The organism is Pseudomonas sp. CGJS7 (assembly GCF_036961695.1).
Genome location: NZ_JBAMDI010000092.1, coordinates 1 through 20,849, shown reverse-complemented (window position 1 = coordinate 20,849; position 20,849 = coordinate 1). Strand labels below are relative to the sequence as shown.

Sequence of the window (20,849 nt, the reverse complement as noted above, 5' to 3'; positions counted from 1 at the left end):
CTTGCGAAACCCCTGCGACAAACCGCCTCACCGCTCAAGGCCACGGTTTTCGTGGCTTTTGGCCGTTCATCGCGAAAACCTAGGGTTGAAAATTCCGCTTGCAAAATAGGTATTACGGTATACCATCAGACACATCAACGATAAAAACCGCGGACCACCGCAGCCCTTCAGAGGTACTCCCGATGATCGACGCAACTGTCTACAAGAACGTTCTGGGCTCCTTCCCGTCCGGCGTTACCGTCATCACCACCCAGGACGACGACGGCTCGGTCGTCGGCCTGACCGCCAGCGCCTTCTCCTCACTGTCGATGGACCCGCCACTGGTGCTGTTCTGCCCCAACTACACCTCCGACTCCTACCCGGTACTGATCAAGCAGAAGCGCTTTGCCATTCATCTGCTCTCGGGTGAACAGCAGGCAGAAGCCTACGCGTTCGCCAGGAAGGGCAAGGACAAGGCCAGCGGTATCGAGTGGAGCCTGAGTGAACTGGGCAATCCGATCCTGGCCGGCGCCACCGCCGTCATCGAATGCGAACTGTGGCGTGAATATGAAGGTGGCGACCACGCCATCATGGTCGGCAAGGTGCACAACCTGATCGTCCCGGCAGAAGCACCACGGCCCATGGTGTACTGCCGCGGCAAGATGGCCAGCCTGCCGGCCTTTGCCTGAAGCCTGCAGTTGGACGCAGCCCGCTCCCACATTGAAGCCCGATTGACTGACGGGCAATAACAAGCGTTGAGGAAAAACCCATGAAATTTTCGTTGTTCGTGCACATGGAACGTTGGGATGAACAGGTCAGCCACCGCCAGCTGTTCGAAGACCTGACCGAACTGACCCTGATGGCCGAAGACGGCGGTTTCAGCACCGTGTGGATCGGTGAACACCACGCCATGGAATACACGATTTCGCCAAGCCCGATGCCGCTGCTGGCCTACCTGGCCGCGCGCACCGAGAAGATCCGCCTGGGCGCCGGCACCATCATCGCGCCATTCTGGAACCCGATCCGCGTCGCTGGCGAATGCGCCCTGCTCGACGTGATCAGCAACGGCCGCATGGAGGTGGGCCTGGCCCGCGGTGCCTACCAGTTCGAGTTCGACCGCATGGCAGGTGGCATGCCGGCCACCGACGGCGGCAAGGCGCTGCGCGAGATGGTGCCGGTGGTGCGCAAGCTGTGGGAAGGCGACTACGCCCACGACGGTGAAGTCTACAAGTTCCCGACCTCCACCAGCGTACCGAAGCCGTTCAACGCCACGCCGCCCATGTGGATCGCCGCCCGCGACCCGGACTCGCACAACTTCGCCGTTGCCAATGGTTGCAATGTCATGGTCACCCCGCTGATGAAGGGTGACGAAGAAGTGCTGGACCTGAAGAACAAGTTCCAGGCCGCCCTGGACAACAACCCGGACGTGCCGCGCCCGCAACTGATGGTGCTGCGCCACACCCACGTGCACAGCCCGTCCGACCCGGAAGGCTGGAAGGTCGGTGCCCAGGCGATCTCGCGCTTCTACCGCACCTTCGATGCCTGGTTCGGCAACAAGACGACCCCGGTGAATGGCTTCCTGGAGCCGAGCCCGGAGTCGAAGTTCGCCGAAGTGCCGGCGTTCCAGCTGGAGAACATCCGCAAGAACACCATGATCGGCACGCCGGAAGAGATCATCGCACGCATCAAGTACTACCAGGAACTGGGCGTCGACGAGTTCAGCTTCTGGTGCGACAACAGCTTGCCCCACGCCGAGAAGAAAAAGTCGCTCGAGCTGTTCATCAAGGAAGTGGTGCCGGCGTTCGCCTGAATTCCCATTGCCTGAATCATTGCGGGACGCGCCCGCTCCCGTGGGCCCCTTCGGCCTGCGTGAGCGGGCTTTTTTTTGAAACCTGTGCAGTCCCTGTGGGAGCGGGCAAGCCCGCGAAGAGGCCAGTACAGACAACAGAGAAATCAAGGCATCAGGCCACCTTTCGTCCCCCGGCAAGAGAAATTTCCTGACACCTCTTGCACAACAAATATTATGGTATACCATCAGACAACAAGAGCTGATAACCCTCACCAGGAGCCACCCATGAGTTTCGAAATCCGCAAGATCGTCACCTACTCCGAAGAGACCCGCATCGAAGGCGGCAAGGCCACTGACAAGCCGGTGACCATGGTCGGCCTGGCCGTCGTGATCAAGAACCCATGGGCCGGTCGCGGTTTCGTTGAAGATCTGAAGCCGGAAATTCGCGCCAACTGCTCGGAGCTGGGTGCCCTGATGGTCGAGCGCCTGACTGCTGCCATTGGCGGCGCCGACAAGATCGAGGCCTACGGTAAAGCCGCCGTCGTCGGCGCTGATGGCGAAATCGAGCACGCCTCGGCCGTGATCCATACCCTGCGCTTCGGCAACCACTACCGCGAGGCAGTTCAGGCCAAGAGCTACCTGAGCTTCACCAACAAGCGCGGCGGCCCAGGCACTTCGATCCAGATCCCGATGATGCAGAAGGACGACGAAGGCCTGCGTTCGCACTACATCACCCTGGAAATGCAGATCGAAGACGCCCCGCGTGCCGATGAAATCGTCGTGGTCCTGGGCGCAGCCGATGGCGGCCGCCTGCACCCGCGCATCGGCAACCGTTACATCGACCTGGAAGAACTGGCTGCCGAAAAAGCCAACGCTCAATAACAACAACCAAGACGGGCCGGGGCGTGGCGTGCTTACCCGCCGCGCCCGACCTTCAAGGAGCGCCCTCCATGATTCAGCCTGTCGCTGAACGCACACCTGCCGGCACCAGCTATCTGGATGTCGGCCAAGGCCAACCCGTGGTACTGATCCACGGCGTGGGCCTGAACAAGGAAATGTGGGGCGGTCAGTTCGTTGGCCTGGCCAACGACTACCGCGTCATCGCCTACGACATGCTCGGCCACGGTCAAAGCCGCGTACCGGCTGCCGACACACCGCTGGAAGGCTATGCCGACCAGCTCGCCGAACTGCTTGACCACCTGCAAATTGCACAAGCCACCGTAATCGGCTTCTCCATGGGCGGCCTGGTTGCTCGTGCATTCGCCCTCAATTACCCGCAGTGCCTGGCTGCACTGGTTGTGCTCAACAGCGTGTTCAACCGCACCCCCGAGCAGAGTGCCGGGGTGATCGCGCGTGCCGCCCAGGCGGCGGAGCTGGGCCCCGACGCCAACGTCGATGCTGCCCTGGACCGCTGGTTCAGCCGTGAATACAAGGCTGCCAACCCTGCGCAGGTCGCCGCAATTCGCCAGGTGCTGGCGAGCAACGACCCGCAGGGCTACCACACCACTTATTCGCTGTTCGCCACTCAGGACATGTACCGCGCCGACGACTTGGGCAGTATCCAGGTGCCGACGCTGATCGCCACCGGCGAACTCGACTCGGGCTCCACCCCGGCCATGACCCGCCAGCTCGCCGCCTGCATTCCTGGCGCACGCAGTGTGGTCCTCGCCGAGCAACGGCATATGATGCCGGTGGAAGCACCGCGTGAAGTCAACAAGATGCTGCTGGACTTCCTCACCCAAGCCCGCACCCTCACCGAATCCGCCAAGGGGATTGTTGCATGACCCTCGTTCGTTTCCAGATGTGCATCGACGGCCAATGGCGCGATGCCCAGAGCGGCAAGACCTTCGACAGCCTCAACCCGGCCACCGCCCAGGCCTGGGCGCAACTGCCCGACGCCGATGAAGCCGATGTGGAGCTGGCCGTTCAGGCCGCCCAGCGTGCTTTCGACAGCAAGGCGTGGCGCAGCATCACCGCCACCGCCCGCGGCAAGCTGCTGCGTCGCCTGGGTGACCTGATTGCCGAGAACAAGGAGCACCTGGCCCTGCTGGAAAGCCGTGACAACGGCAAGCTGATCCGCGAAACCCGCGGCCAGGTCGGCTATCTGCCGGAGTTCTTCCACTACACTGCGGGCCTGGCCGACAAGCTCGAAGGCGGTACCCTGCCGCTGGACAAACCCGACCTGTTCGCCTACACCGTGCACGAGCCGATCGGCGTGGTTGCCGGGATCATCCCGTGGAACAGCCCGCTGTACCTCACCGCGATCAAGCTGGCCCCTGCCCTGGCTGCCGGCAACACCATCGTGCTCAAACCGTCCGAGCACGCCTCGGCGACCATCCTCGAGCTGGCCCGACTGGCCCTTGAGGCCGGCTTCCCGGCCGGTGTGGTCAACGTGGTCACCGGCTACGGCCCCAGCACCGGCGCGGCGCTGACCCGCCACCCGCTGGTGCGCAAGATCGCCTTCACCGGCGGTGCCGCCACCGCCCGCCACGTGGTGCGCAGCAGTGCCGAAAACTTCGCCAAGCTGTCGCTGGAACTGGGCGGCAAGTCGCCGAACATCATCTTCGCCGACGCCGACCTGGACAGCGCCATCAATGGCGCCGTGGCCGGCATCTATGCCGCGTCCGGGCAAAGCTGCGTGGCCGGTTCGCGCCTGCTGGTGCAGGATGAAATCTTCGACGTGTTCGTCGAGCGCCTGATTGCCCGCGCCAAGCGCATCCGCATCGGCAACCCGCAGGACGACGCCAGCGAAATGGGCCCGATGGCCACCGCGCAACAGCTGGCAGTCGTCGAAGGCCTGGTGGCTGCGGCCAAGGCCGAAGGCGCCAAACTGCACATGGGCGGAAAGCGTGCCGACGTTGAAGGTGACGGCTGGTTCTACGAGCCGACCCTGTTCGAGTGCGACAGCAACGCGATGACCATCATGCAGGAAGAAGTGTTCGGCCCGGTCGCCGCAGTAATTCGCTTCAAGACCGAAGAAGAAGCCCTGGCCATGGCCAACGACTCGCAATTCGGTCTGGCTGCCGGCATCTGGACGCGCGATCTGGGCCGTGCCCACCGCCTGGCCCGCGACGTGCGTTCGGGGATCATCTGGGTCAACACCTACCGCGCCGTGTCGGCCATGGCACCGATAGGTGGTTTCAAGAACAGCGGCTACGGCCGTGAGAGCGGCATCGATTCGGTGCTGGCCTATACCGAGCTGAAGACCGTGTGGATCAACTTGTCCACCGCGCCGATGCCCGACCCGTTCGTGATGCGCTAGGAGGAACACGAGATGATCGAACCCGGCATCTACAAAGACGTGATGGGCTCCTTCCCGTCAGGCGTCACGGTAGTGACCACCCTGGACGCCGACGGCGGCATCGTCGGCATTACCGCCAGTGCGTTCAGCGCGCTGTCGATCGACCCGGCGCTGGTGCTGTTCTGCCCCAACTATGCCTCCGACACCTACCCGATCCTGCGCGACAGCAAGCAGTTCGCCATCCACCTGCTGTCCGCCGACCAGACCGCCGAAGCCTATGCCTTCGCAGGCAAGGGCAAGGACAAGGCCAAGGGCGTCGAATGGCACCTGAGCGAGCTGGGCAACCCTCTGCTGGCCAAGGCCACGGCGATCATCGAGTGCGAATTGTGGCGCGAGTACGACGGCGGTGACCACGCGATCATTGTCGGCGCGGTGAAGAACCTGGTGTTGCCTGAGCAGCCGATGACCCCGATGGTGTACCACAAGGGCAAGCTCGGCGCCCTGCCGCCGCTTGGCTGATACATCCTGAAGTCGGTGTTGGCCTCTTCGCGGGCTCGCCCGCTCCCACAGGTATCGCACAGATTCCGGAAGCTGTGGGAGCGGGCAAGCCCGCGAAGAAGCCAACACCGATGCCCCTGTTTTCAGGGGTCGCGCTAATCGTCTCACCCTCGGTTGCGGCCCCTTTTTTATGCCGGAGTACTGCACATGAGCAATGAAAAGTACGAAAAGGGCCTGAAAATCCGCACCCAGGTACTGGGCGAGGACTACGTCAACCGCTCGATCCAGAACGCAGATGAATTCACCAAACCGTTGCAGGAGCTGGTCACCGAGTATTGCTGGGGTCACGTCTGGGGCCGCGAAGGCTTGTCGCTGAAAGAGCGCAGCATGATAAACTTGGCCATGATTTCCGCGCTCAACAGGCCCCACGAGCTCAAGTTGCACATTCGCGGTGCCCTGCGCAATGGGCTGAGCCGTGAACAGATTCGCGAAATCCTGCTCCAGGTCGGCATTTATTGCGGCGTACCCGCGGCGGTGGACAGTTTCCGCCTGGCCCGTGAAGCGTTTGCCGAAGCCGATGCGGAGCCAACCCGTTAACAACGGGCTGTTCGAACCACTGCATGGAAAGCCTCGGTTCGGGGCATTCCGCAATGTTGGCGCAACAGCCTCATAAAGAGCGCACCTGATGAAACGCCAGCCACTCGACGACAGCTTCAAGGTCAACCGCAACCCCGTTACTCTGCGCGAAATCGTGCTCGACAAGCTGCGCACCGCAATCATGAACTTTCACCTGTTGCCCGGCGACCGCCTGGTCGAGCGCGACCTGTGCGACCGCCTCGGCGTCAGCCGCACTTCGGTACGTGAAGCGCTGCGTCACCTGGAGTCCGAAGGCCTGGTCGAGTTCGCCGACGCCAAAGGCCCGCGCGTGGCCATCATCACCCTGGAAGATGCACGTGACATCTATGAGCTGCGCTGTGTGCTCGAAGGCCTGATCGTGCAACTGTTCACCCTCAACGCCAAGGCCAAGGACATCCGTGCGCTGGAACGCGCGCTGGAAGTGAACCGCGAAGCACTGGAAGAAGGCGAGTTGCAACAGGTGCTGGACTCGGTACAAGGTTTCTACGATGTGCTGCTGGAAGGCTCTGGCAACCAGGTGGCGGCCCAGCAGTTGCGCCAGTTGCAAGCACGCATCAGCTACCTGCGCGCCACCTCGGTATCGCAGGAAAACCGCCGCGGCGCCAGCAACCGCGAAATGGAAAAGATCGTCGAGGCCATCAAGGGCGGCGACCCGCTGGTGGCCCACCAGGCCTCGGTCGACCACGTCCGCGCCGCAGCCAAGGTGGCCCTGGACTACCTGCGCCAGAAGCAGGATGACAACGCCAAGGTGCGCGACATTGTCGAACCCTTGGCCCTGAAGGAACCCCGCATAGGTCGCTGATCATGCCCAATGCCCCGCGCTACTGCCCGCACTGCACCAAGGAACTGGCCCGGGGCGTTCCCACAGGCGATACCCACGAACGCCTGCATTGCACCGGCTGCGGCTACATCCATTACATCAACCCCAAGATCATCGCCGGCTGCATCATCGAGCGCGATGGAAAGTACCTGCTGTGCCAGCGCGCCATCCCCCCTCGCCCCGGCACCTGGACCTTGCCTGCCGGGTTCATGGAGGCTGGCGAAACCACCGAACAGGCGGCGCTGCGCGAGGTATGGGAAGAAAGCGGCGTACGTGCGGACATCGTCTCGCCGTATTCGATCTTCAGCGTGCCAAAGATCAGCGAGGTGTACATCATCTTCCGTGCCATCGTTACCGAAGAGACCGGGCAGTACGGGCCGGAGACGCTGGCGTACAAGTTCTTCGAACCGGATGAAATCCCCTGGGATGAGATCTACTACCCGGCTATCCGGCAAATTCTCGAGCGCTACATCCTCGAGCGGCAGGCCGGGGTGTATGGCATTTACATGGGCAATGATGACACCGGCAAAGTGCACTTCATGCGCTAGCCTGTCCGGCCTCTTCGCGGGTGAATCTGCACTCCCCCGGATCGCGCAGTGGCAGAGGCTCGTGCAGTGGCACAGCCCCTCACAAAACCCTCGCCAACGGTCTATTCTCGGTGCACCCTAAGGGCCTTGAGAAAGAGGACCGGCAAAGCACATGGCTAGATGGCTAGACGGCGGCGGGCAAATGGCCGAACGCATCCGCAACCACGACTGGGCCAGCACTCCCCTGGGCCCGCTGGAACATTGGCCCGACGCCCTGAAAACCACGATGTCTCTGTGCCTGGCCTCGCGCTTTCCGCAGGCCGTGCTGTGGGGCCCGGACTTGATCACCCTGTACAACGATGCGTTCACGCCGATTCTCGGTCGCAAGCCCCTGGCCTTGGGCATCCCCTTCCGCGACGTGTGGCACGAAGCCTGGGATGAAATCAGCAGCATGGCGGACCGTGCGTTGGCCGGTGAAGCGGTGTACATCGAAGACTTCCCGCTGATGATCGACCGCAACGGAGGTTTGGAGCGGGCCTATTTCACCTTCTGCTACAGCCCGATTCGCGGCCATGATGGCGAGATTCTGGGCATGCTCGACACGGTCACCGAAACCACCGCCAGCGTGGTCACCAACCAACGCCTGAACTTTCTCGATGCCCTCGGGCGAGCCGTGACCGAGGCAACCGACCCGGACCAGATCATGGCCATCACCACCCGCATGCTGGTCGAGCACCTTGGCCTGTCCAGCTGCGCCTATGCGGTGATGGACCCCGACGAGGACGGTTTCACCATTTGCGGCGATGCGGTGACCCCCGGTTCACCACGCCTGGTGGGCCACTATCACCTGCATGACTTCGGCCGCCTGGCTGTCAGCCGCCTGCGCAGCGGCCTGGCCCTGGTGATCAATGACAACCTGCGCGAACTGGCCGCTGACGAGGCGGCGACTTTTCAGGCCATCGGCATTACGGCCACCATCTGCATGCCACTGATCAAGGGTGGCAGGCTGACCGCGCTGATGGCGATTCACGACCGCGTACCCCGGGCATGGACCGACTACGAGCAAACACTGATCAGCGAAGTGACCGAGCGATGCTGGGCACATATACAACGGGCCCAGGCCCATGCCGAAGTGCGCGAAGCGATGGCGGCCCTGGAAGCGCTCAACACCACCTTGGAACATCGCGTCGAAGAACGCACCACTCAGTTGCTGCACACCGAGGCCGTACTGCGCCAAGCCCAGAAGCTGGAAGCCATTGGCCAGCTGACCGGCGGCGTAGCCCACGACTTCAATAACCTGCTGACCATCATCCGCTCGTCGCTGCACTTCCTGCAGCGCCCCAACCTGGCCGAGGAGCGCCGCGAGCGCTACCTCAAGACCATGTCCGACACGGTCGACCGTGGTGCCAAACTGACCGGCCAGCTACTGGCCTTCGCCCGCCGCCAGGCCCTCAGCCCACAGGTGTTCGAGGCCGGGCCTCGGCTGGAGGCCATGGCCGACATGCTCGACACCGTCACTGGCGCGCGCATCCGGGTCGAGCTGCAGTTACCGCAAGCGCCCTGCCACATCCGCGCCGACCTCAGCCAGTTGGAGACCGCGGTGATCAACCTGATGCTCAATGGCCGCGATGCCATGGCAGGCGAAGGTGCCTTGCAGCTGCGCCTGCAGGCCGACCAGTGCCTGCCTGCCTTGCGCGGTCAGCCTTCGCTGCCTGGCCCGTTCGCGGCGATATCGGTGAGCGACAGCGGAGTCGGTATTGCCAGCGAGTTGCTGGAGCGCATCTTCGACCCGTTCTTCACCACCAAGGCCCCGGGTGAAGGTACCGGGCTCGGGTTGTCGCAGGTGTTCGGTTTCGCCAAGCAATCCGGGGGCGATGTACAGGTGAACAGCATCCCCGGCCAGGGCACCACCTTTACCCTGTACCTGCCGCAGGAGGACTCACCTGCGGCCTTGCCCGAAGACGCCTCGGCCGGCAGCCAGCCGCAGGTACAGGGCGAGCGGCGACGAATACTGGTGGTAGAAGACAATCCCGACCTGGGCAGCTTCACGGCTCAGTTCCTCGAGGACCACGGCTACCAAATCAGCTATGCGCGTTCGGCAGAAGAAGCGCTGGCGCAGTTGACTGGCCCGGCAGGTGATTTTGATGCGGTGTTTTCCGATGTGGTCATGCCCGGCATGGGTGGCTTGGCACTGGCCCGCGAACTTCGCCGCCAGCGCCCGCAGTTGCCGGTGATCCTTACTTCGGGCTTTAGCGATGCGATTGCCGAAGGCGGGCACCAAGGGTTCACCTTCCTGGCCAAACCCTACTCGGCAGAACAGGTGTGCCAGATGCTCGGGCAAGTACTCGGCCACTGATACTTGTCGCAATGGACGATCAACGGCGCCCTTCTGCCAGCATGCGCACCGCCAGCCCCGCCAGCACCGTTCCCATCAACCAACGCTGAACCTGTTGCCACAGTGGCCTGCCAGCCAGGAACACGGCGATGGAGCCGGCCATGATCGCAATCAGCGCGTTGACCGTAACGCTGATGGCGATCTGCGTCGAACCCAGCACCAGCGACTGCAACAGCACGCTGCCGTGACCCGGTTCGATGAATTGCGGCATAAGCGACAGGTACATGACGGCAATCTTGGGGTTGAGCAGGCTGGTGGCAAACCCCATGGTGAATAGCCGCCGCGGGCTGTCGGCGGGCAGTTCACGGAGCTGGAACGGCGATTGGCCACCCGGCCGCAGCGCCTGCCAGGCCAGGTACAACAGGTACAGCGCCCCACCGATGCGCAGCGCGTCGTAGGCAAAGGGTACTGCCATCACCAGCGCCGTGATGCCCATTGCCGCGCAGAACATGTAGATGACGAAGCCCAGAGCCACACCGCCAAGCGAAATCAACCCGGCTTGGCGGCCCTGGCAGATCGAGCGGGAAATCAGGTAGATCATGTTCGGCCCTGGGGTCAGGACCATGCCGAGGCAAATCAGGGCGAACGTGAGCAGTTGCGAGGTTTCGGGCATGGCGCACTTCCTGGTTGTGCATGAGGGTGCAGCGAGTGTATCTGAAGTCATTCTGAACCGGTAAATTCAGGTCATTTGCCCGGCTATCAAGCCCAGGGCCACGGTAATCATCGCCATCCCCGACACCCGCCCGACCAGCTTTGCCGCCCCCGGCCGGGTGCTCAGCACCGCTTTGGCGCCATAGCCGACCAGCGTGTAGATCACCAGCGAACTGCACAGGTGGACCAGCCCCAGCAACAAGATCTGCAACGGTACGGGCCAGCTCGACTGCGGGTCGGTGAACTGCGGCAGCAGGGCCAGGAACAGCAGGAATACCTTGGGGTTCAGGCCGCTGACGCAAAAACCCTTCAACGCCCAGCGCGAGCCCGACTCCCCCGCGCCGCCCTGCCCGGCCGCCGGCAAGGACGGGCTGAGCAACAGGTTACCGCCCAGCCACAGCAAATAGGTGCACCCCGCCAGGGTCAGCAAGGTCAGCGCCAACGGGTGACCAGCCAGCAGGCTGCCAACCCCGGCCGCCACCACCAGCGTGGCCAGGAAATGCCCCGACAACATCCCCGCCACCGCTGGCATCACCCAGCGACCGCGCATGCCTGCAGAGATGGCATAGGCCCAATCTGCACCCGGGGTAATCACGAACAGCATCGACACAGCCCAGAACGCCGTCAGCACACTGATAGCCACTTGAATCTTCCTTATCTACTGCATTGGGATGTCGAAAGATTACGGATTTCGCTCGGGGATATTCTTTCGTATATTTCCCCTTGGCATTCATGAATTGGAAGATTCTTCCCAATGGATAGAACTGATCGAAAAATCCTTGCCGAGCTGCAAAAAGACGGGCGCCTGTCGGTAACCGAACTGGCCGACCGCGTGGGGCTCAGCCTGTCACCCTGCCATCGGCGCTTGAAGGCACTGGAAGAGTCCGGAGCCATTCTGGGCTATCACGCACGGCTGGCACCGAGCGCCCTTGGGCTGAACTTTGCCGCGCTGGTATTCGTGACGCTACGCGAGGTAACCCGCCAGCCGGTGGCGGACTTTGAAACGGCACTGGCGCAGATCCCGCAGATTGTCGAAGCGCAGCGGCTGTTCGGCGACCCGGATTACCTGCTGCATGTGGTAGCCAAGGACCTGCCGGCGTTTCAGAAGCTGTATGACGAGCACCTGACCAGTATTCCCAATGTGAGACGCTTGAGCTCGACCTTGGTGATGAAGGAAGTGATTCAGGATCGGTTGCTCCCCATGTAGCTGTTTCCTCTTGTGCCGGCCCCTTCGCGGGTAAACCCGCGCCTGCTGTAGGAGCGGGTTTACCCGCGAAGAGGCCGGCCCAGGCAACCTTTCATCTGCCCTGAAAACGCGCACATCGCACCAACCCAGCCCACCGTGATCCGGTTGCCACCCCCGCCGTCCCTCTACCCCAAGGCCTTCAGCCAGCTGGCACTCTCCTTGCTACCGTCACCCGCTTAAGCTTTTGTCAGCCTTAGTTTTTTTAACGCTTATGGGTACATATTTACTAATTTCTCGTTATCCCCGCGCCCCTCATCATCGCTCCAACAAGAACGCGTCGCCCACCGCCGGCACGCCCCCGGGCAGTTCCCAATGCCCTACCTTGCCTTGGAGTCAGTCATGACCAGTGCAGCCAATTCGGCACCCCTGATAGAAAAACACACGATCGGCTACGTGCCCCCGCAAGACCGCCATGGAAAGGTAAGGGATCTGTTCACACTCTGGTTCGGCGGCAACATCGCGCCGTTGCCCATCGTCACCGGCGCGCTGGGTGTGCAACTGTTCCACCTGAACCTGGTATGGGGCATCGTCGCCATCCTTGTCGGCCACCTGGTCGGCGGGGTGCTGATGGCCCTGCACTCGGCCCAGGGCCCGCAAATGGGCATTCCGCAGATGATCCAGAGCCGCGCCCAGTTCGGCACCCTCGGTGCGCTGCTGGTGGTGGTGATCGCCGGCGTCATGTACATCGGCTTCTTCGCATCCAACATCGTCCTTGCCGGCAAGTCCCTGCATGGCGTGGTCGACGCCGTTCCGGTACCGGTGGGCATCGTCATCGGGGCGCTGGGTTCAGGCATCATCGGCATTATCGGCTACCGCTTCATCCACGTGCTCAATCGCATTGGCACCTGGGTACTGGGTATCGGTATCGTGGTCGGCTTCGGCTACATCTTCACCCATGTACAAAGCGACGATTTCCTCACCCGTGGCAGCTTCAACCTGGCCGGCTGGCTGGCCACCGTGTCGCTGGCGGCGTTGTGGCAAATCGCCTTTGCGCCCTATGTGTCGGACTACTCGCGCTACCTGCCGGCAGATGTCAAAGTCAGCTCGACCTTCTGGACCACTTACCTGGGTTCGGCCCTGGGCTCAAGCCTGTCGTTCATCTTCGGCGCCGTGGCCGTGCTGGCGATCCCAGCCGGCATGGACACCATGGACGCGGTCAAGCTGGCCACCGGTACGCTCGGCCCGATCATGCTGGTGCTGTTCCTGCTCAGCGTGATCAGCCATAACGCTCTCAACCTGTATGGCGCGGTGCTGTCGATCATCACCCTGGTGCAAACGTTCGCCTATCGCTGGATCCCCACCGCCAAAAGCCGGGCAGTGCTGTCGCTGATCGTGCTGTCGGCCTGCTGCGTGGTAGCGGTGTTCGCTTCGGCAGACTTCATCGGCCACTTCGTTGACATGGTGCTGGTACTGCTGGTGGTGCTGGTGCCGTGGACGGCGATCAACCTGATCGACTTCTACGCCATTCACAAAGGTGACTACGACATCCAGTCGATCTTCCAGGTCGATGGTGGGATCTATGGGCGCTACAACCCGCAGGCACTGATCGCCTACGCTGTGGGTATCGTGGTGCAGATACCGTTCATGAACACCCCGCTGTACGTCGGGCCGATTTCCGAGCACATCAACGGGGCTGACCTGTCGTGGCTGGTAGGGTTGGCGATCACCTCGCCGCTGTACTGGTGGCTGGCGAGCCGAGACAGTGCCTACCGTCGTCGGCAGACCAGCGCCAAGCTGGCAGCAGTGGCTTAATCGGTACTGGCCTTTCGTAGCAAAAGATGAAACGGCTGGGTGCAGGCGTCCGAACGCCTGGTGCAATTCAGGCGGAAAACAGCGAACCCTTCGATTGGGAATAAATGGCGAAAAATGGGCCGGCTTCAGAAGGCCGGCCCGTTTCGCTATTTAGAAGTTGAAGGTGTAGCGCATGATCAGGCGATTTTCATTAGCGCTGTCAGCGTAGGTCGAGCGGTTCGTGGAGTTACGCCACTGGAACGAAACACCCTTCGCCGGACCACTCTGAATAACATAAGAGATATCAGTGACCCGCTCCCATTCTTTGCCATCCTCCCCGTTGAGGCGGAGTGAAGCAGCTTGGCGGCTGGTCAGCAGATCAGGATTGACATCATCACCTTTCATGTACCGAGTGGTGAACAGCAAGCCCGGTACACCCAACGCGGCGAAATCAAAGTCGTACCTTGCGAACCACACTCGCTCCTCAGGGGCAGTGAATGTACTGACCAGCGATTCGCCGAACAGATAGGTATCCGTGCCGTTCACGAACGCAAACGAGGTGTCGCCCCAGGCCTTCTGGTAACCGCCACCGATGGTGTGTCCCTTGATGCTGTAGGCGAAGTAGCTGCTCAGCGTTCTGTTATCCACCTCACCCAGTTTTTTGGAGCCCGTCTCGCTGGCATCGAACACGCGAACATCCGCGATCACATTGCCTTCCCACAACGGCTTGATGACTTTAATGCCGGCGAAGTAGGATTTATAGAGATCTTCAAGTTCGGCGGCGTGCAAACTGAAGGTCATGTCCTTCGCAGGCTTGAAGTCAAATGCCAGGTAGTTGTAGTGGTCCGCCTCAACCGGGGCATAGCCAGTGGCTGTGAGTGATTCGAAATCGGTGGAATTACGCTGCTTCACTGCGTTGACTCTTGTAGCCGTTACCGTCAATTTATCGATATCGTTGACGGTCAGCGAACCACCGCGAAAGACCTGAGGCAGCAAGCGGCTGTTATTACTCCAGAGTAGAGGCATCAGAGGGTTTACCCCCCCTATCCTCAACTCCGTCTTACCCATCCTCGCTTTGGCGGTGGCCACGAACTTACCGTATTCATCCTCAACCTGCCTGTTGGAATCGTAGGCCAGCAGCCCTGATCCCGTTCTGTCCGGGCTGGAATCAAGCTTCACCCCCAGCAAGCCCATCGCATCAATACCGAAGCCCACTGGCCCTTCTGTAAAACCGGATTGCAGGTTCAAGATAAAACCTTGCGCCCACTCATCGCGCTTGGACTGAGTGGCGCCATCATTGCGAAAATCCCGATTATAGTAAAAGTTCCGGAGCTCAAGGCTGCCTTTGAAGTCTTCCACGAACGCGGCAGAAGCATAAGGCGCGACTAGCAGTGTTGCTGAACAAGCCAACGTTTTTTTAAAAGCAATAGACATCACAGGCACCTTGTTCTTGTTGTGTGCTTGAGCATGGTCCGCCGCTAAGCGCCCCATGCAATGCCAGTTCTACAAATGGGTTAAGGCCCGCTTTAGCGGAATGATCGAAACAGCATCACCTGTCCGACGCCAAACTTGCACAGGGTGCACGCCAGTTTTTATTCTGAGTGAAAGGTAGTGAATGCACGCACGGGCTCACGGCCAGTAACCAACGTGTTCTCAATGCTGCCATCATCGGCATAACCCAAGCTCATCCCACAGACGAGCATTTGGCTCTTCGGTATTTCCAGCATTTCAGTGATGATGCTGTGATATTTAAGGAATGCTGCCTGTGGGCAGGTGTGCAAGCCTCTTCCCCGTGCGGCAATCATGAGGCTTTGCAGGAACATGCCATAATCCAGCAGGCTCCCTTCCTGAAGCACGCGGTCAATCGTGAAGAACAGGCCAACAGGCGCCCCGAAGAAGCGATAATTCCGGCCGTGTTGCTCATGCATCCTTTGTTTATCGCTTCGACTGATGCCCAACAAACTATAGAGCCCCCACCCTACCTCCCTGCGCCGCTCGATGTAGGGAGACGTCCACTCCCTGGGGTAATACGCGTAGGGATCAGAAAAGCGTTGGTCATCAGCCGGATGGTCATCAACCTCAGCAAGTGCTGCGGACAACCGTGCCTTCATATCACCGGTAACAACATGCACATTCCAGGGCTGCAGGTTGACGCCTGTTGCGCTAAAGCGAGCAACGTTCAGCATCGCTTCGATTTCCTCTAGCGGAACTGGGGTTGGGAGGAACGACCTGATGCTCCGACGTGAGACAATTGCCCAGTCGATCAAACGGGCTGCTTCGTCCGAACCTACCGGTGATTCGCGCAAGCGATCAATAAGCATACTTGGCACCTGTCTCTCAGAATTACGGTCAGGTCAACTCGTGCGCAACCGTGGCCTTCTTCCTCACTACAGCCGAGTCAGAGCGGGATTGGTTGATCATGGTCACTGCAACAGCCCCTACCAGGCCGGCGAGCGCGATTGCCATGAAGTTCTGCTCCAGCGGCAACGCCATCGACACCAAGGCACCAATCAAAACAGGTGCGACAATCGCCCCGACGCGACCAACCCCCGATGCAAAACCGACGCCAGTCGAGCGGATGGTGGAGGGATAGAAATCGCCGGCGTATGCATAGGCCAGAAGCTGGGTGCCAAGGGTCGAGGCCCCCACGATGAACACGACGACAAAGAGCAGTTCGGTGGAGCGGGTATATCCCAGCAACGTGAGTGCGACCGCGCCCACCACATAGAACACCACCAAGACGTGTTTGATGCTGAATTTATCGCTAAGCCATCCACCCAGAATTGCACCGAAGATCGAACCGAGGTTGAACACGATGACGAAATTCAGGGCTGAACCGAGGCTGAAACCCGCCATGGCCATCAACTTGGTGAGCCACGAATTGAGCGCATACACCATGAACAGCCCGGTCATGAATGCCATCCAGATCATGACCGTGCTGTATCCACGGCCTTCCAGGAAAAGGCTTCGTACCGGCTTGTCTTGAGCAGAGATAATCTGCGGATTGCCAACGAATTGCGTGTCATCCTTGATCACAAGGTCAGGACGAAGGCGACGCGCGATGACTTTCAACTGGTCTTGTCGACCCTGCTTCAACATAAAGCCGATAGAGTCGGGCATTGTCTTGAGAATGAAAGGAATCAATACCACTGGCAGGACTGCCACGTAAAACACGTATTGCCAACCGTAGCTTTCGATCAGTTGTTTACCCGTCAGCGCTACCAGAATTCCGCCCACCGAATAGCCTGCGAAAACGATGGTCACCAGCCGGGTGCGAACTTTCAAGGGCGAGAACTCACCCATCTGCGCCGTACAGATGGGCAACACACCGCCAATTCCCAAGCCGGCGATAAAGCGCATGATACTGAAGGTCAGCGGGCTGTCAGTGAACCCTGCCGCAGCGGTGAAAACGCTGAACAGCGCGACACACATCGCGATCATTTTCGGCCGGCCAATTCGATCTGCCAATGTGCCTAAAAAAATGGCGCCCAGCATTGTCCCGAACAATGCTGAGCCAGCCATTACCCCGGCGCTGGTTGCGTCAATTTGCATATCGGCCATGATGGCTGGCAGGGCAGCCCCCACCACTGCCAAGTCGTAACCATCAATAATCAGAATCAACACGCACCAGAATAGAATAAGTCCATGAAAGCGGTTGAACTTCGACTCTTCGGTCAACGTGTACATATTCAAAGAACTCATACCGTGTCTCCTTCAATCTTATTGTTGTGTTTTTGAAGTCCACATACGTATAGCGATCTGGCACAACTCGACCACACGCACAGGTACGCATGGTTCCGCGTGTGAGTCGGGAGAGTTGAGAGGCACCAACTAGACGGCGCCCGAGAAAAATCGTAGGCCTTATGGCAAGCGCCAACCATGCCCAATGGCATCATTCTGCTTGACCGGAACGGGCAGTTTTTGGAAAACCGGATGGCTCCGAACAGAGGGTGATCAGCCCAAGCGCAGCGGACTAGTCTCCTCGAGGGCTACGCAACGAGCGTCTGTAAGCACCAGGGGTGATACCCGTCCATTTCTTGAATGCCCTGTGGAACGCACTGGTCTCAATGAAGCCAACCTCTGACGCAACGCCATCCACCGTCATACCTGCCCGGCACAGCAGACTGATGGAAATATCCCGCCTTAGATTATCTTTGAGCCGTTGGTAGGTGAAACCCTCAGCATAGAGCCTTCGCTGTAGGGTGGAACTGGACATACTCAAGTCGCGGGCGAGCTCATCGAGTTCAGGCCACGTGTGTGGAGAGAGCAGTTTTAATCGCCGCCGGATCATAATGCTCGTACTGTCGTCGTTACGGTATTTCACAAGGAAGTTACTTGGCGTGCCTTTTAGAAAGGCAGGAAGAGAAGCGGGCGTTTGGCAAACCTTGTACGCCAGAAAGCTCTTCTCGAACACAGCGGAGGTTCTATCGGCCCTCCACTCGATTTCCTCACAGAAACGCATTCGATAGTCGCTGTCGTCCACCGGCTGAGGAGGACGCATCGATAACTTCACAATAGGAATGCGCCTGTCGCACAGCCAGCAAAGCAGGCCGTGCACGAGCACCAGCCAGGCACCGTAACAAAACACCCTTCGCAACTCACCATGATCATGAATGATAATTGCAGCATGCTCTCCCTCGCATTCCACCGACCCGTAGATGTCATCAAGAGCAGTCCTGAGAAACGCCAGAATCCGCTTGAGCGCCTGCCCAATGGTGTCGCAGCCGAGGGCCAATTGCGCCATCAGCTTGAAGCTACCTCTGCGAAGAGGGTGACTGTCTGCCGCAAAAAACTCATCGTCGAGCAAATCCGCTAACGCAATCCACAATCTGGAGAACGTACCAGCAGGTACCCTGGCATAGCGCTGGTCCAGCAGGCGTGGATCAATATGCGCGTGGCTGAGCACAGTAGCAACATCCAGGCCACGCAGTTCTGCTCCTTGAAGTGCGTCCCGCACGAGGCTGATCGACGTAGTGCCTTTGTGGGCAGAAAACTCCATCTGGGGCTCCGTTGCTAACTCGATACCAAAGGCTGCCTTGCAAAGCAGACACACCCGTAGAAGATCTACCGTACCAATATCACTGTGCCAGGTGTCAACGCCCCTTGTTTTTTATTGCAACACGTTTTGGATTACCGCCCAGAGAGGTCACAACACCTGAGGTAAGCGGGCATTGCTTCATTCTCGCCCCTGCATCCAGGATAGTCACCCCACCTGTTTAAGGCCCTTTCCATGAGTGCCAGCGAGATGTTCTGGGAGCAGTTTTCTGTCGGCCAGGCGTGGACACACCATCGAGATGAAGCGTTGGCGCAAGACGAAATCATCGCCTTCGCAAAGCAATACGATCCGCTATACATGCACACTGATCCCGTTCAGGCGCTTTCCAGCCCCCTGGGCGTACATTGTGCAAGCGGCGTGCATACCTTCGCACTGGCTCAGCGAATGCTGTGTGATGCGCTGTTTTCGGTGACGCATGTCGTGGCCGGGCACCGCATTGAAAACTTCATCATGCATCGACCTGTGAAGCCGAGAGATAGGCTCAGCCTGACGGCAAAGGTGATGAATGTCTCACAGCACGCTCGTCGAGACGATTGCGGCTGGGTCACGCTCGCGATTGCTGTGCAGGTAGCCGGCACCGGTTCGGTGTTGACTTACGACCTGACCGTGCTAATCGCACGAGCAAAATGACCCCGACGCCGATCCATTTGGCCAATCCTCATTGCTCAGAAGCCCCCAAACATCTCTCTCAAGTACCGCCGTCAGAGGGTCGCAATTGCGCGAAGCGGCTGAGCAAGCGCAGCGCGCAGGCTTTCAAATTTTGGCGGGCAGTCCAGGTACAGCGCAGTCTTCAACATCTGTGCTGTAACCTGTGGGACCGGGCACGCCCGCGAAGAGGCCAGCACAGTCAACCCACCTCTTGCATGGCAACACACAATTCAAGAAACCGCGAGGCAGCCCGCGAAGGCGTAGCCCCATGCGGCAACAGAATGGAAAAACGCCGCACCAGCGCCTGCGGCGCAACCTGCAGCCGGTGCAGCGCCCCATCTTCATGACGAATGGACATCGCCGACACAAAGCCAACCCCCATCCCGGCCCGGACCGCCTCTTTTACCCCTTCAACGCCAGCGATCTCCAGCGCCACTCGCATTGCCACGCCATCACGGGCAAACGCCCGCTCGACGATCTGCCGCACACCCGAGCCGCTTTCACGCAGTACCAAGGGGTAGGTGCCGAGCGCCGCCAGTGTCTGCTGGTCACTGCTTGCCAGGGGATGCCCACGGGGCACAATCGCCACGATCTCGTCCTCGCGCCACGGCGTCACTTGCGTACCCAACGGCAACTCCTGCCCGGGCGGCCCCTCGATCAGGGCAATATCAACACTGTCCAGGGCGGCGACGATCTCCGCCGTGTTGCCATGCGAGGTGCTGACCAGCACATCCGGATAACGCCCGTGAAAATCGGCGATCAGGTAAGGCAGCAGGTAACTGGCAGGCGTGGTACTGGCGCCGATGCGCACGGTGCCGCGCTCCAGCCCGCGCATGGCCTCGCGCAATGCTTGCGCCTGTCGGAAGGTTTCGCGCAGGCGCTCGGCATGCGCCAGCAACTGCTCACCGGCCGCTGTCAGCCGCACGCCGCGGCCGGCACGTTGGTAAAGGGGTTCGCCAAACGCCTCCTGCAAGAGCTTGAGCTGGCCGGACACCGCCGGCTGCGACAGGTGCAGGGCTTGAGCGGCATGGCTGATGTTGCCGTGTTCGGCAACCGTGGCGAATGCTATCAGCTGTTCTGGGGTCATTTTTGAAAATTATCAGATTTTCGGATATTTGCCATCCTAAATTACGATTTTTTATAAGCTTATAACCAGATTAACGTAGGCCTTGTCGAAACACCTTTTCCGGAGGACTCACATGGCCACGGTTCCGTCCAACCCTGCCTTTGCCCCTACCCTCTCCACCCGAGGGCGGCTCAATGGCATTCTTTTCGTCGCGCTGTTCGCGGTCGCAGTCACTCAACTGGCGGCCCTGCCCGCTATCGCCAACCTGGGCATCAGCCCGCTGATCGTGGGTATCGTCGCAGGTGCCTTGTATGGCAACGCGCTGCGTGACGGCGTACCGGCAAGCTGGGCGGCAGGCATCAATTTTTCCGCTCGCGGCCTGTTACGCATTGCGGTGGCATTTTTTGGCCTGCGGGTAAGCCTGCAGGAAATTGCCGAAGTCGGCTGGTCGGGGCTTATCGTGTCGGTGCTGGTAGTCACCAGTACCCTGCTGATCGGCCTGTGGTGTGGCATGAAAGTGTTCAAGCTCGACCGCGATACCGCCTTGCTCACCGCCGCCGGCAGCG

At 60.2% G+C, this 20,849-nt stretch carries 21 protein-coding genes; 14 read left to right on the top strand and 7 right to left on the bottom strand.

The annotated features are described in order from the left end of the window. Positions 1 to 182 precede the first annotated feature (182 nt). From V7787_RS37105 to V7787_RS37060, 10 genes are all read left to right on the top strand, one after another. Positions 183 to 668, top strand: a complete 486-nt coding sequence (locus tag V7787_RS37105; protein ID WP_014756273.1) for a flavin reductase family protein — start codon at positions 183 to 185, stop codon at positions 666 to 668. Positions 669 to 748: 80 nt separating this feature from the next. Then, positions 749 to 1,789: an LLM class flavin-dependent oxidoreductase gene (locus V7787_RS37100; RefSeq protein WP_010954486.1), complete on the top strand. Its 1,041-nt coding sequence runs from the start codon at positions 749 to 751 to the stop codon at positions 1,787 to 1,789. A 264-nt stretch (positions 1,790 to 2,053) separates the two neighbouring features. Then, a complete protein-coding gene (locus V7787_RS37095; protein WP_003256068.1) occupies positions 2,054 to 2,650 on the top strand; it encodes an amino acid synthesis family protein in 597 nt (198 codons plus the stop codon). Between the two features lie 68 nt (positions 2,651 to 2,718). Further along, complete coding sequence (locus tag V7787_RS37090; protein ID WP_064493005.1) at positions 2,719 to 3,552, top strand: alpha/beta fold hydrolase; 834 nt, start codon at positions 2,719 to 2,721, stop codon at positions 3,550 to 3,552. After that, the gene (locus tag V7787_RS37085) at positions 3,549 to 5,030 is read left to right on the top strand and encodes an aldehyde dehydrogenase (RefSeq protein ID WP_336092598.1); all 1,482 of its coding nucleotides are present in this window, start codon (positions 3,549 to 3,551) and stop codon (positions 5,028 to 5,030) included. The genes V7787_RS37090 and V7787_RS37085 overlap by 4 nt, the downstream gene beginning before the upstream one ends. Before the next feature lie 12 nt (positions 5,031 to 5,042). Beyond that, a complete protein-coding gene (locus V7787_RS37080) occupies positions 5,043 to 5,528 on the top strand; it encodes a flavin reductase family protein (RefSeq protein ID WP_014590641.1) in 486 nt (161 codons plus the stop codon). Between the two features lie 186 nt (positions 5,529 to 5,714). Beyond that, on the top strand, positions 5,715 to 6,104 hold the full coding sequence (locus V7787_RS37075; protein ID WP_003256073.1) for a carboxymuconolactone decarboxylase family protein: 390 nt from the start codon (positions 5,715 to 5,717) through the stop codon (positions 6,102 to 6,104). 88 nt (positions 6,105 to 6,192) lie between these two features. Further along, on the top strand, positions 6,193 to 6,945 hold the full coding sequence (locus V7787_RS37070) for a GntR family transcriptional regulator (RefSeq protein ID WP_010954490.1): 753 nt from the start codon (positions 6,193 to 6,195) through the stop codon (positions 6,943 to 6,945). A 2-nt stretch (positions 6,946 to 6,947) separates the two neighbouring features. Continuing rightward, positions 6,948 to 7,511 carry an NUDIX hydrolase gene (locus V7787_RS37065; protein ID WP_010954491.1) on the top strand — a complete coding sequence of 188 codons (564 nt, stop codon included), beginning with the start codon at positions 6,948 to 6,950 and terminating at the stop codon, positions 7,509 to 7,511. 151 nt (positions 7,512 to 7,662) lie between these two features. Continuing rightward, on the top strand, positions 7,663 to 9,846 hold the full coding sequence (locus V7787_RS37060; RefSeq protein ID WP_064493007.1) for a GAF domain-containing hybrid sensor histidine kinase/response regulator: 2,184 nt from the start codon (positions 7,663 to 7,665) through the stop codon (positions 9,844 to 9,846). Between the two features lie 19 nt (positions 9,847 to 9,865). On the opposite strand, the gene V7787_RS37055 is transcribed toward V7787_RS37060, so the two are convergent. Continuing rightward, entirely contained in the window at positions 9,866 to 10,498 is a 633-nt protein-coding gene (locus tag V7787_RS37055) for a LysE family transporter (RefSeq protein WP_198748083.1), read from the bottom strand. A 66-nt stretch (positions 10,499 to 10,564) separates the two neighbouring features. Then, a complete protein-coding gene (locus tag V7787_RS37050; protein WP_064493008.1) occupies positions 10,565 to 11,179 on the bottom strand; it encodes a LysE family translocator in 615 nt (204 codons plus the stop codon). Positions 11,180 to 11,290: 111 nt separating this feature from the next. Between V7787_RS37050 and V7787_RS37045 the strand changes: the two genes are divergently transcribed. Together V7787_RS37045 and V7787_RS37040 are read left to right on the top strand one after the other, a co-directional pair. Beyond that, positions 11,291 to 11,743: an Lrp/AsnC family transcriptional regulator gene (locus tag V7787_RS37045; protein WP_336092589.1), complete on the top strand. Its 453-nt coding sequence runs from the start codon at positions 11,291 to 11,293 to the stop codon at positions 11,741 to 11,743. A 378-nt stretch (positions 11,744 to 12,121) separates the two neighbouring features. Further along, positions 12,122 to 13,534, top strand: a complete 1,413-nt coding sequence (locus V7787_RS37040; RefSeq protein WP_014590635.1) for a purine-cytosine permease family protein — start codon at positions 12,122 to 12,124, stop codon at positions 13,532 to 13,534. Positions 13,535 to 13,684: 150 nt separating this feature from the next. On the opposite strand, the gene V7787_RS37035 is transcribed toward V7787_RS37040, so the two are convergent. The 4 genes from V7787_RS37035 to V7787_RS37020 form a co-directional block, all read right to left on the bottom strand. After that, the gene (locus V7787_RS37035) at positions 13,685 to 15,004 is read right to left on the bottom strand and encodes an OprD family porin (protein ID WP_198748081.1); all 1,320 of its coding nucleotides are present in this window, start codon (positions 15,002 to 15,004) and stop codon (positions 13,685 to 13,687) included. 101 nt (positions 15,005 to 15,105) lie between these two features. Further along, positions 15,106 to 15,834, bottom strand: coding sequence for a nitroreductase (locus V7787_RS37030; RefSeq protein WP_020192108.1), 729 nt, complete (start codon positions 15,832 to 15,834; stop codon positions 15,106 to 15,108). Positions 15,835 to 15,862: 28 nt separating this feature from the next. After that, a complete protein-coding gene (locus V7787_RS37025) occupies positions 15,863 to 17,215 on the bottom strand; it encodes an MFS transporter (protein ID WP_336092585.1) in 1,353 nt (450 codons plus the stop codon). 271 nt (positions 17,216 to 17,486) lie between these two features. Then, positions 17,487 to 18,512 carry an AraC family transcriptional regulator gene (locus V7787_RS37020; RefSeq protein WP_336092583.1) on the bottom strand — a complete coding sequence of 342 codons (1,026 nt, stop codon included), beginning with the start codon at positions 18,510 to 18,512 and terminating at the stop codon, positions 17,487 to 17,489. A 231-nt stretch (positions 18,513 to 18,743) separates the two neighbouring features. Here V7787_RS37020 and V7787_RS37015 point away from each other — a divergent pair, with 231 nt between their 5' ends. Beyond that, positions 18,744 to 19,199 (top strand): MaoC family dehydratase, encoded by a 456-nt coding sequence (locus V7787_RS37015; RefSeq protein WP_004577493.1) that lies wholly within the window; start codon positions 18,744 to 18,746, stop codon positions 19,197 to 19,199. A gap of 217 nt (positions 19,200 to 19,416) precedes the next feature. Here the strand turns inward: V7787_RS37015 and V7787_RS37010 are convergent, their stop codons facing one another. Next, entirely contained in the window at positions 19,417 to 20,304 is an 888-nt protein-coding gene (locus V7787_RS37010; RefSeq protein WP_336092577.1) for a LysR family transcriptional regulator, read from the bottom strand. Between the two features lie 112 nt (positions 20,305 to 20,416). Between V7787_RS37010 and V7787_RS37005 the strand changes: the two genes are divergently transcribed. Continuing rightward, positions 20,417 to 20,849 (top strand): putative sulfate exporter family transporter (locus V7787_RS37005; RefSeq protein WP_336092574.1); only part of this gene is annotated, 433 nt, incomplete at its 3' end.

What these genes read in the sequence shown, in the direction of transcription:
- V7787_RS37035 (WP_198748081.1), bottom strand. Translation starts at nt 15,004, where the DNA reads ATGGGGCGCTTAGCGGCGGACCATGCTCAAGCACACAACAAGAACAAG.
- V7787_RS37065 (WP_010954491.1), top strand. Translation starts at nt 6,948, where the DNA reads ATGCCCAATGCCCCGCGCTACTGCCCGCACTGCACCAAGGAACTGGCC.
- V7787_RS37105 (WP_014756273.1), top strand. Translation starts at nt 183, where the DNA reads ATGATCGACGCAACTGTCTACAAGAACGTTCTGGGCTCCTTCCCGTCC.
- V7787_RS37100 (WP_010954486.1), top strand. Translation starts at nt 749, where the DNA reads ATGAAATTTTCGTTGTTCGTGCACATGGAACGTTGGGATGAACAGGTC.
- V7787_RS37020 (WP_336092583.1), bottom strand. Translation starts at nt 18,512, where the DNA reads ATGGAGTTTTCTGCCCACAAAGGCACTACGTCGATCAGCCTCGTGCGG.
- V7787_RS37090 (WP_064493005.1), top strand. Translation starts at nt 2,719, where the DNA reads ATGATTCAGCCTGTCGCTGAACGCACACCTGCCGGCACCAGCTATCTG.
- V7787_RS37055 (WP_198748083.1), bottom strand. Translation starts at nt 10,498, where the DNA reads ATGCCCGAAACCTCGCAACTGCTCACGTTCGCCCTGATTTGCCTCGGC.
- V7787_RS37085 (WP_336092598.1), top strand. Translation starts at nt 3,549, where the DNA reads ATGACCCTCGTTCGTTTCCAGATGTGCATCGACGGCCAATGGCGCGAT.
- V7787_RS37075 (WP_003256073.1), top strand. Translation starts at nt 5,715, where the DNA reads ATGAGCAATGAAAAGTACGAAAAGGGCCTGAAAATCCGCACCCAGGTA.
- V7787_RS37045 (WP_336092589.1), top strand. Translation starts at nt 11,291, where the DNA reads ATGGATAGAACTGATCGAAAAATCCTTGCCGAGCTGCAAAAAGACGGG.
- V7787_RS37010 (WP_336092577.1), bottom strand. Translation starts at nt 20,304, where the DNA reads ATGACCCCAGAACAGCTGATAGCATTCGCCACGGTTGCCGAACACGGC.
- V7787_RS37080 (WP_014590641.1), top strand. Translation starts at nt 5,043, where the DNA reads ATGATCGAACCCGGCATCTACAAAGACGTGATGGGCTCCTTCCCGTCA.
- V7787_RS37095 (WP_003256068.1), top strand. Translation starts at nt 2,054, where the DNA reads ATGAGTTTCGAAATCCGCAAGATCGTCACCTACTCCGAAGAGACCCGC.
- V7787_RS37060 (WP_064493007.1), top strand. Translation starts at nt 7,663, where the DNA reads ATGGCTAGATGGCTAGACGGCGGCGGGCAAATGGCCGAACGCATCCGC.
- V7787_RS37040 (WP_014590635.1), top strand. Translation starts at nt 12,122, where the DNA reads ATGACCAGTGCAGCCAATTCGGCACCCCTGATAGAAAAACACACGATC.
- V7787_RS37025 (WP_336092585.1), bottom strand. Translation starts at nt 17,215, where the DNA reads ATGAGTTCTTTGAATATGTACACGTTGACCGAAGAGTCGAAGTTCAAC.
- V7787_RS37070 (WP_010954490.1), top strand. Translation starts at nt 6,193, where the DNA reads ATGAAACGCCAGCCACTCGACGACAGCTTCAAGGTCAACCGCAACCCC.
- V7787_RS37015 (WP_004577493.1), top strand. Translation starts at nt 18,744, where the DNA reads ATGAGTGCCAGCGAGATGTTCTGGGAGCAGTTTTCTGTCGGCCAGGCG.
- V7787_RS37030 (WP_020192108.1), bottom strand. Translation starts at nt 15,834, where the DNA reads ATGCTTATTGATCGCTTGCGCGAATCACCGGTAGGTTCGGACGAAGCA.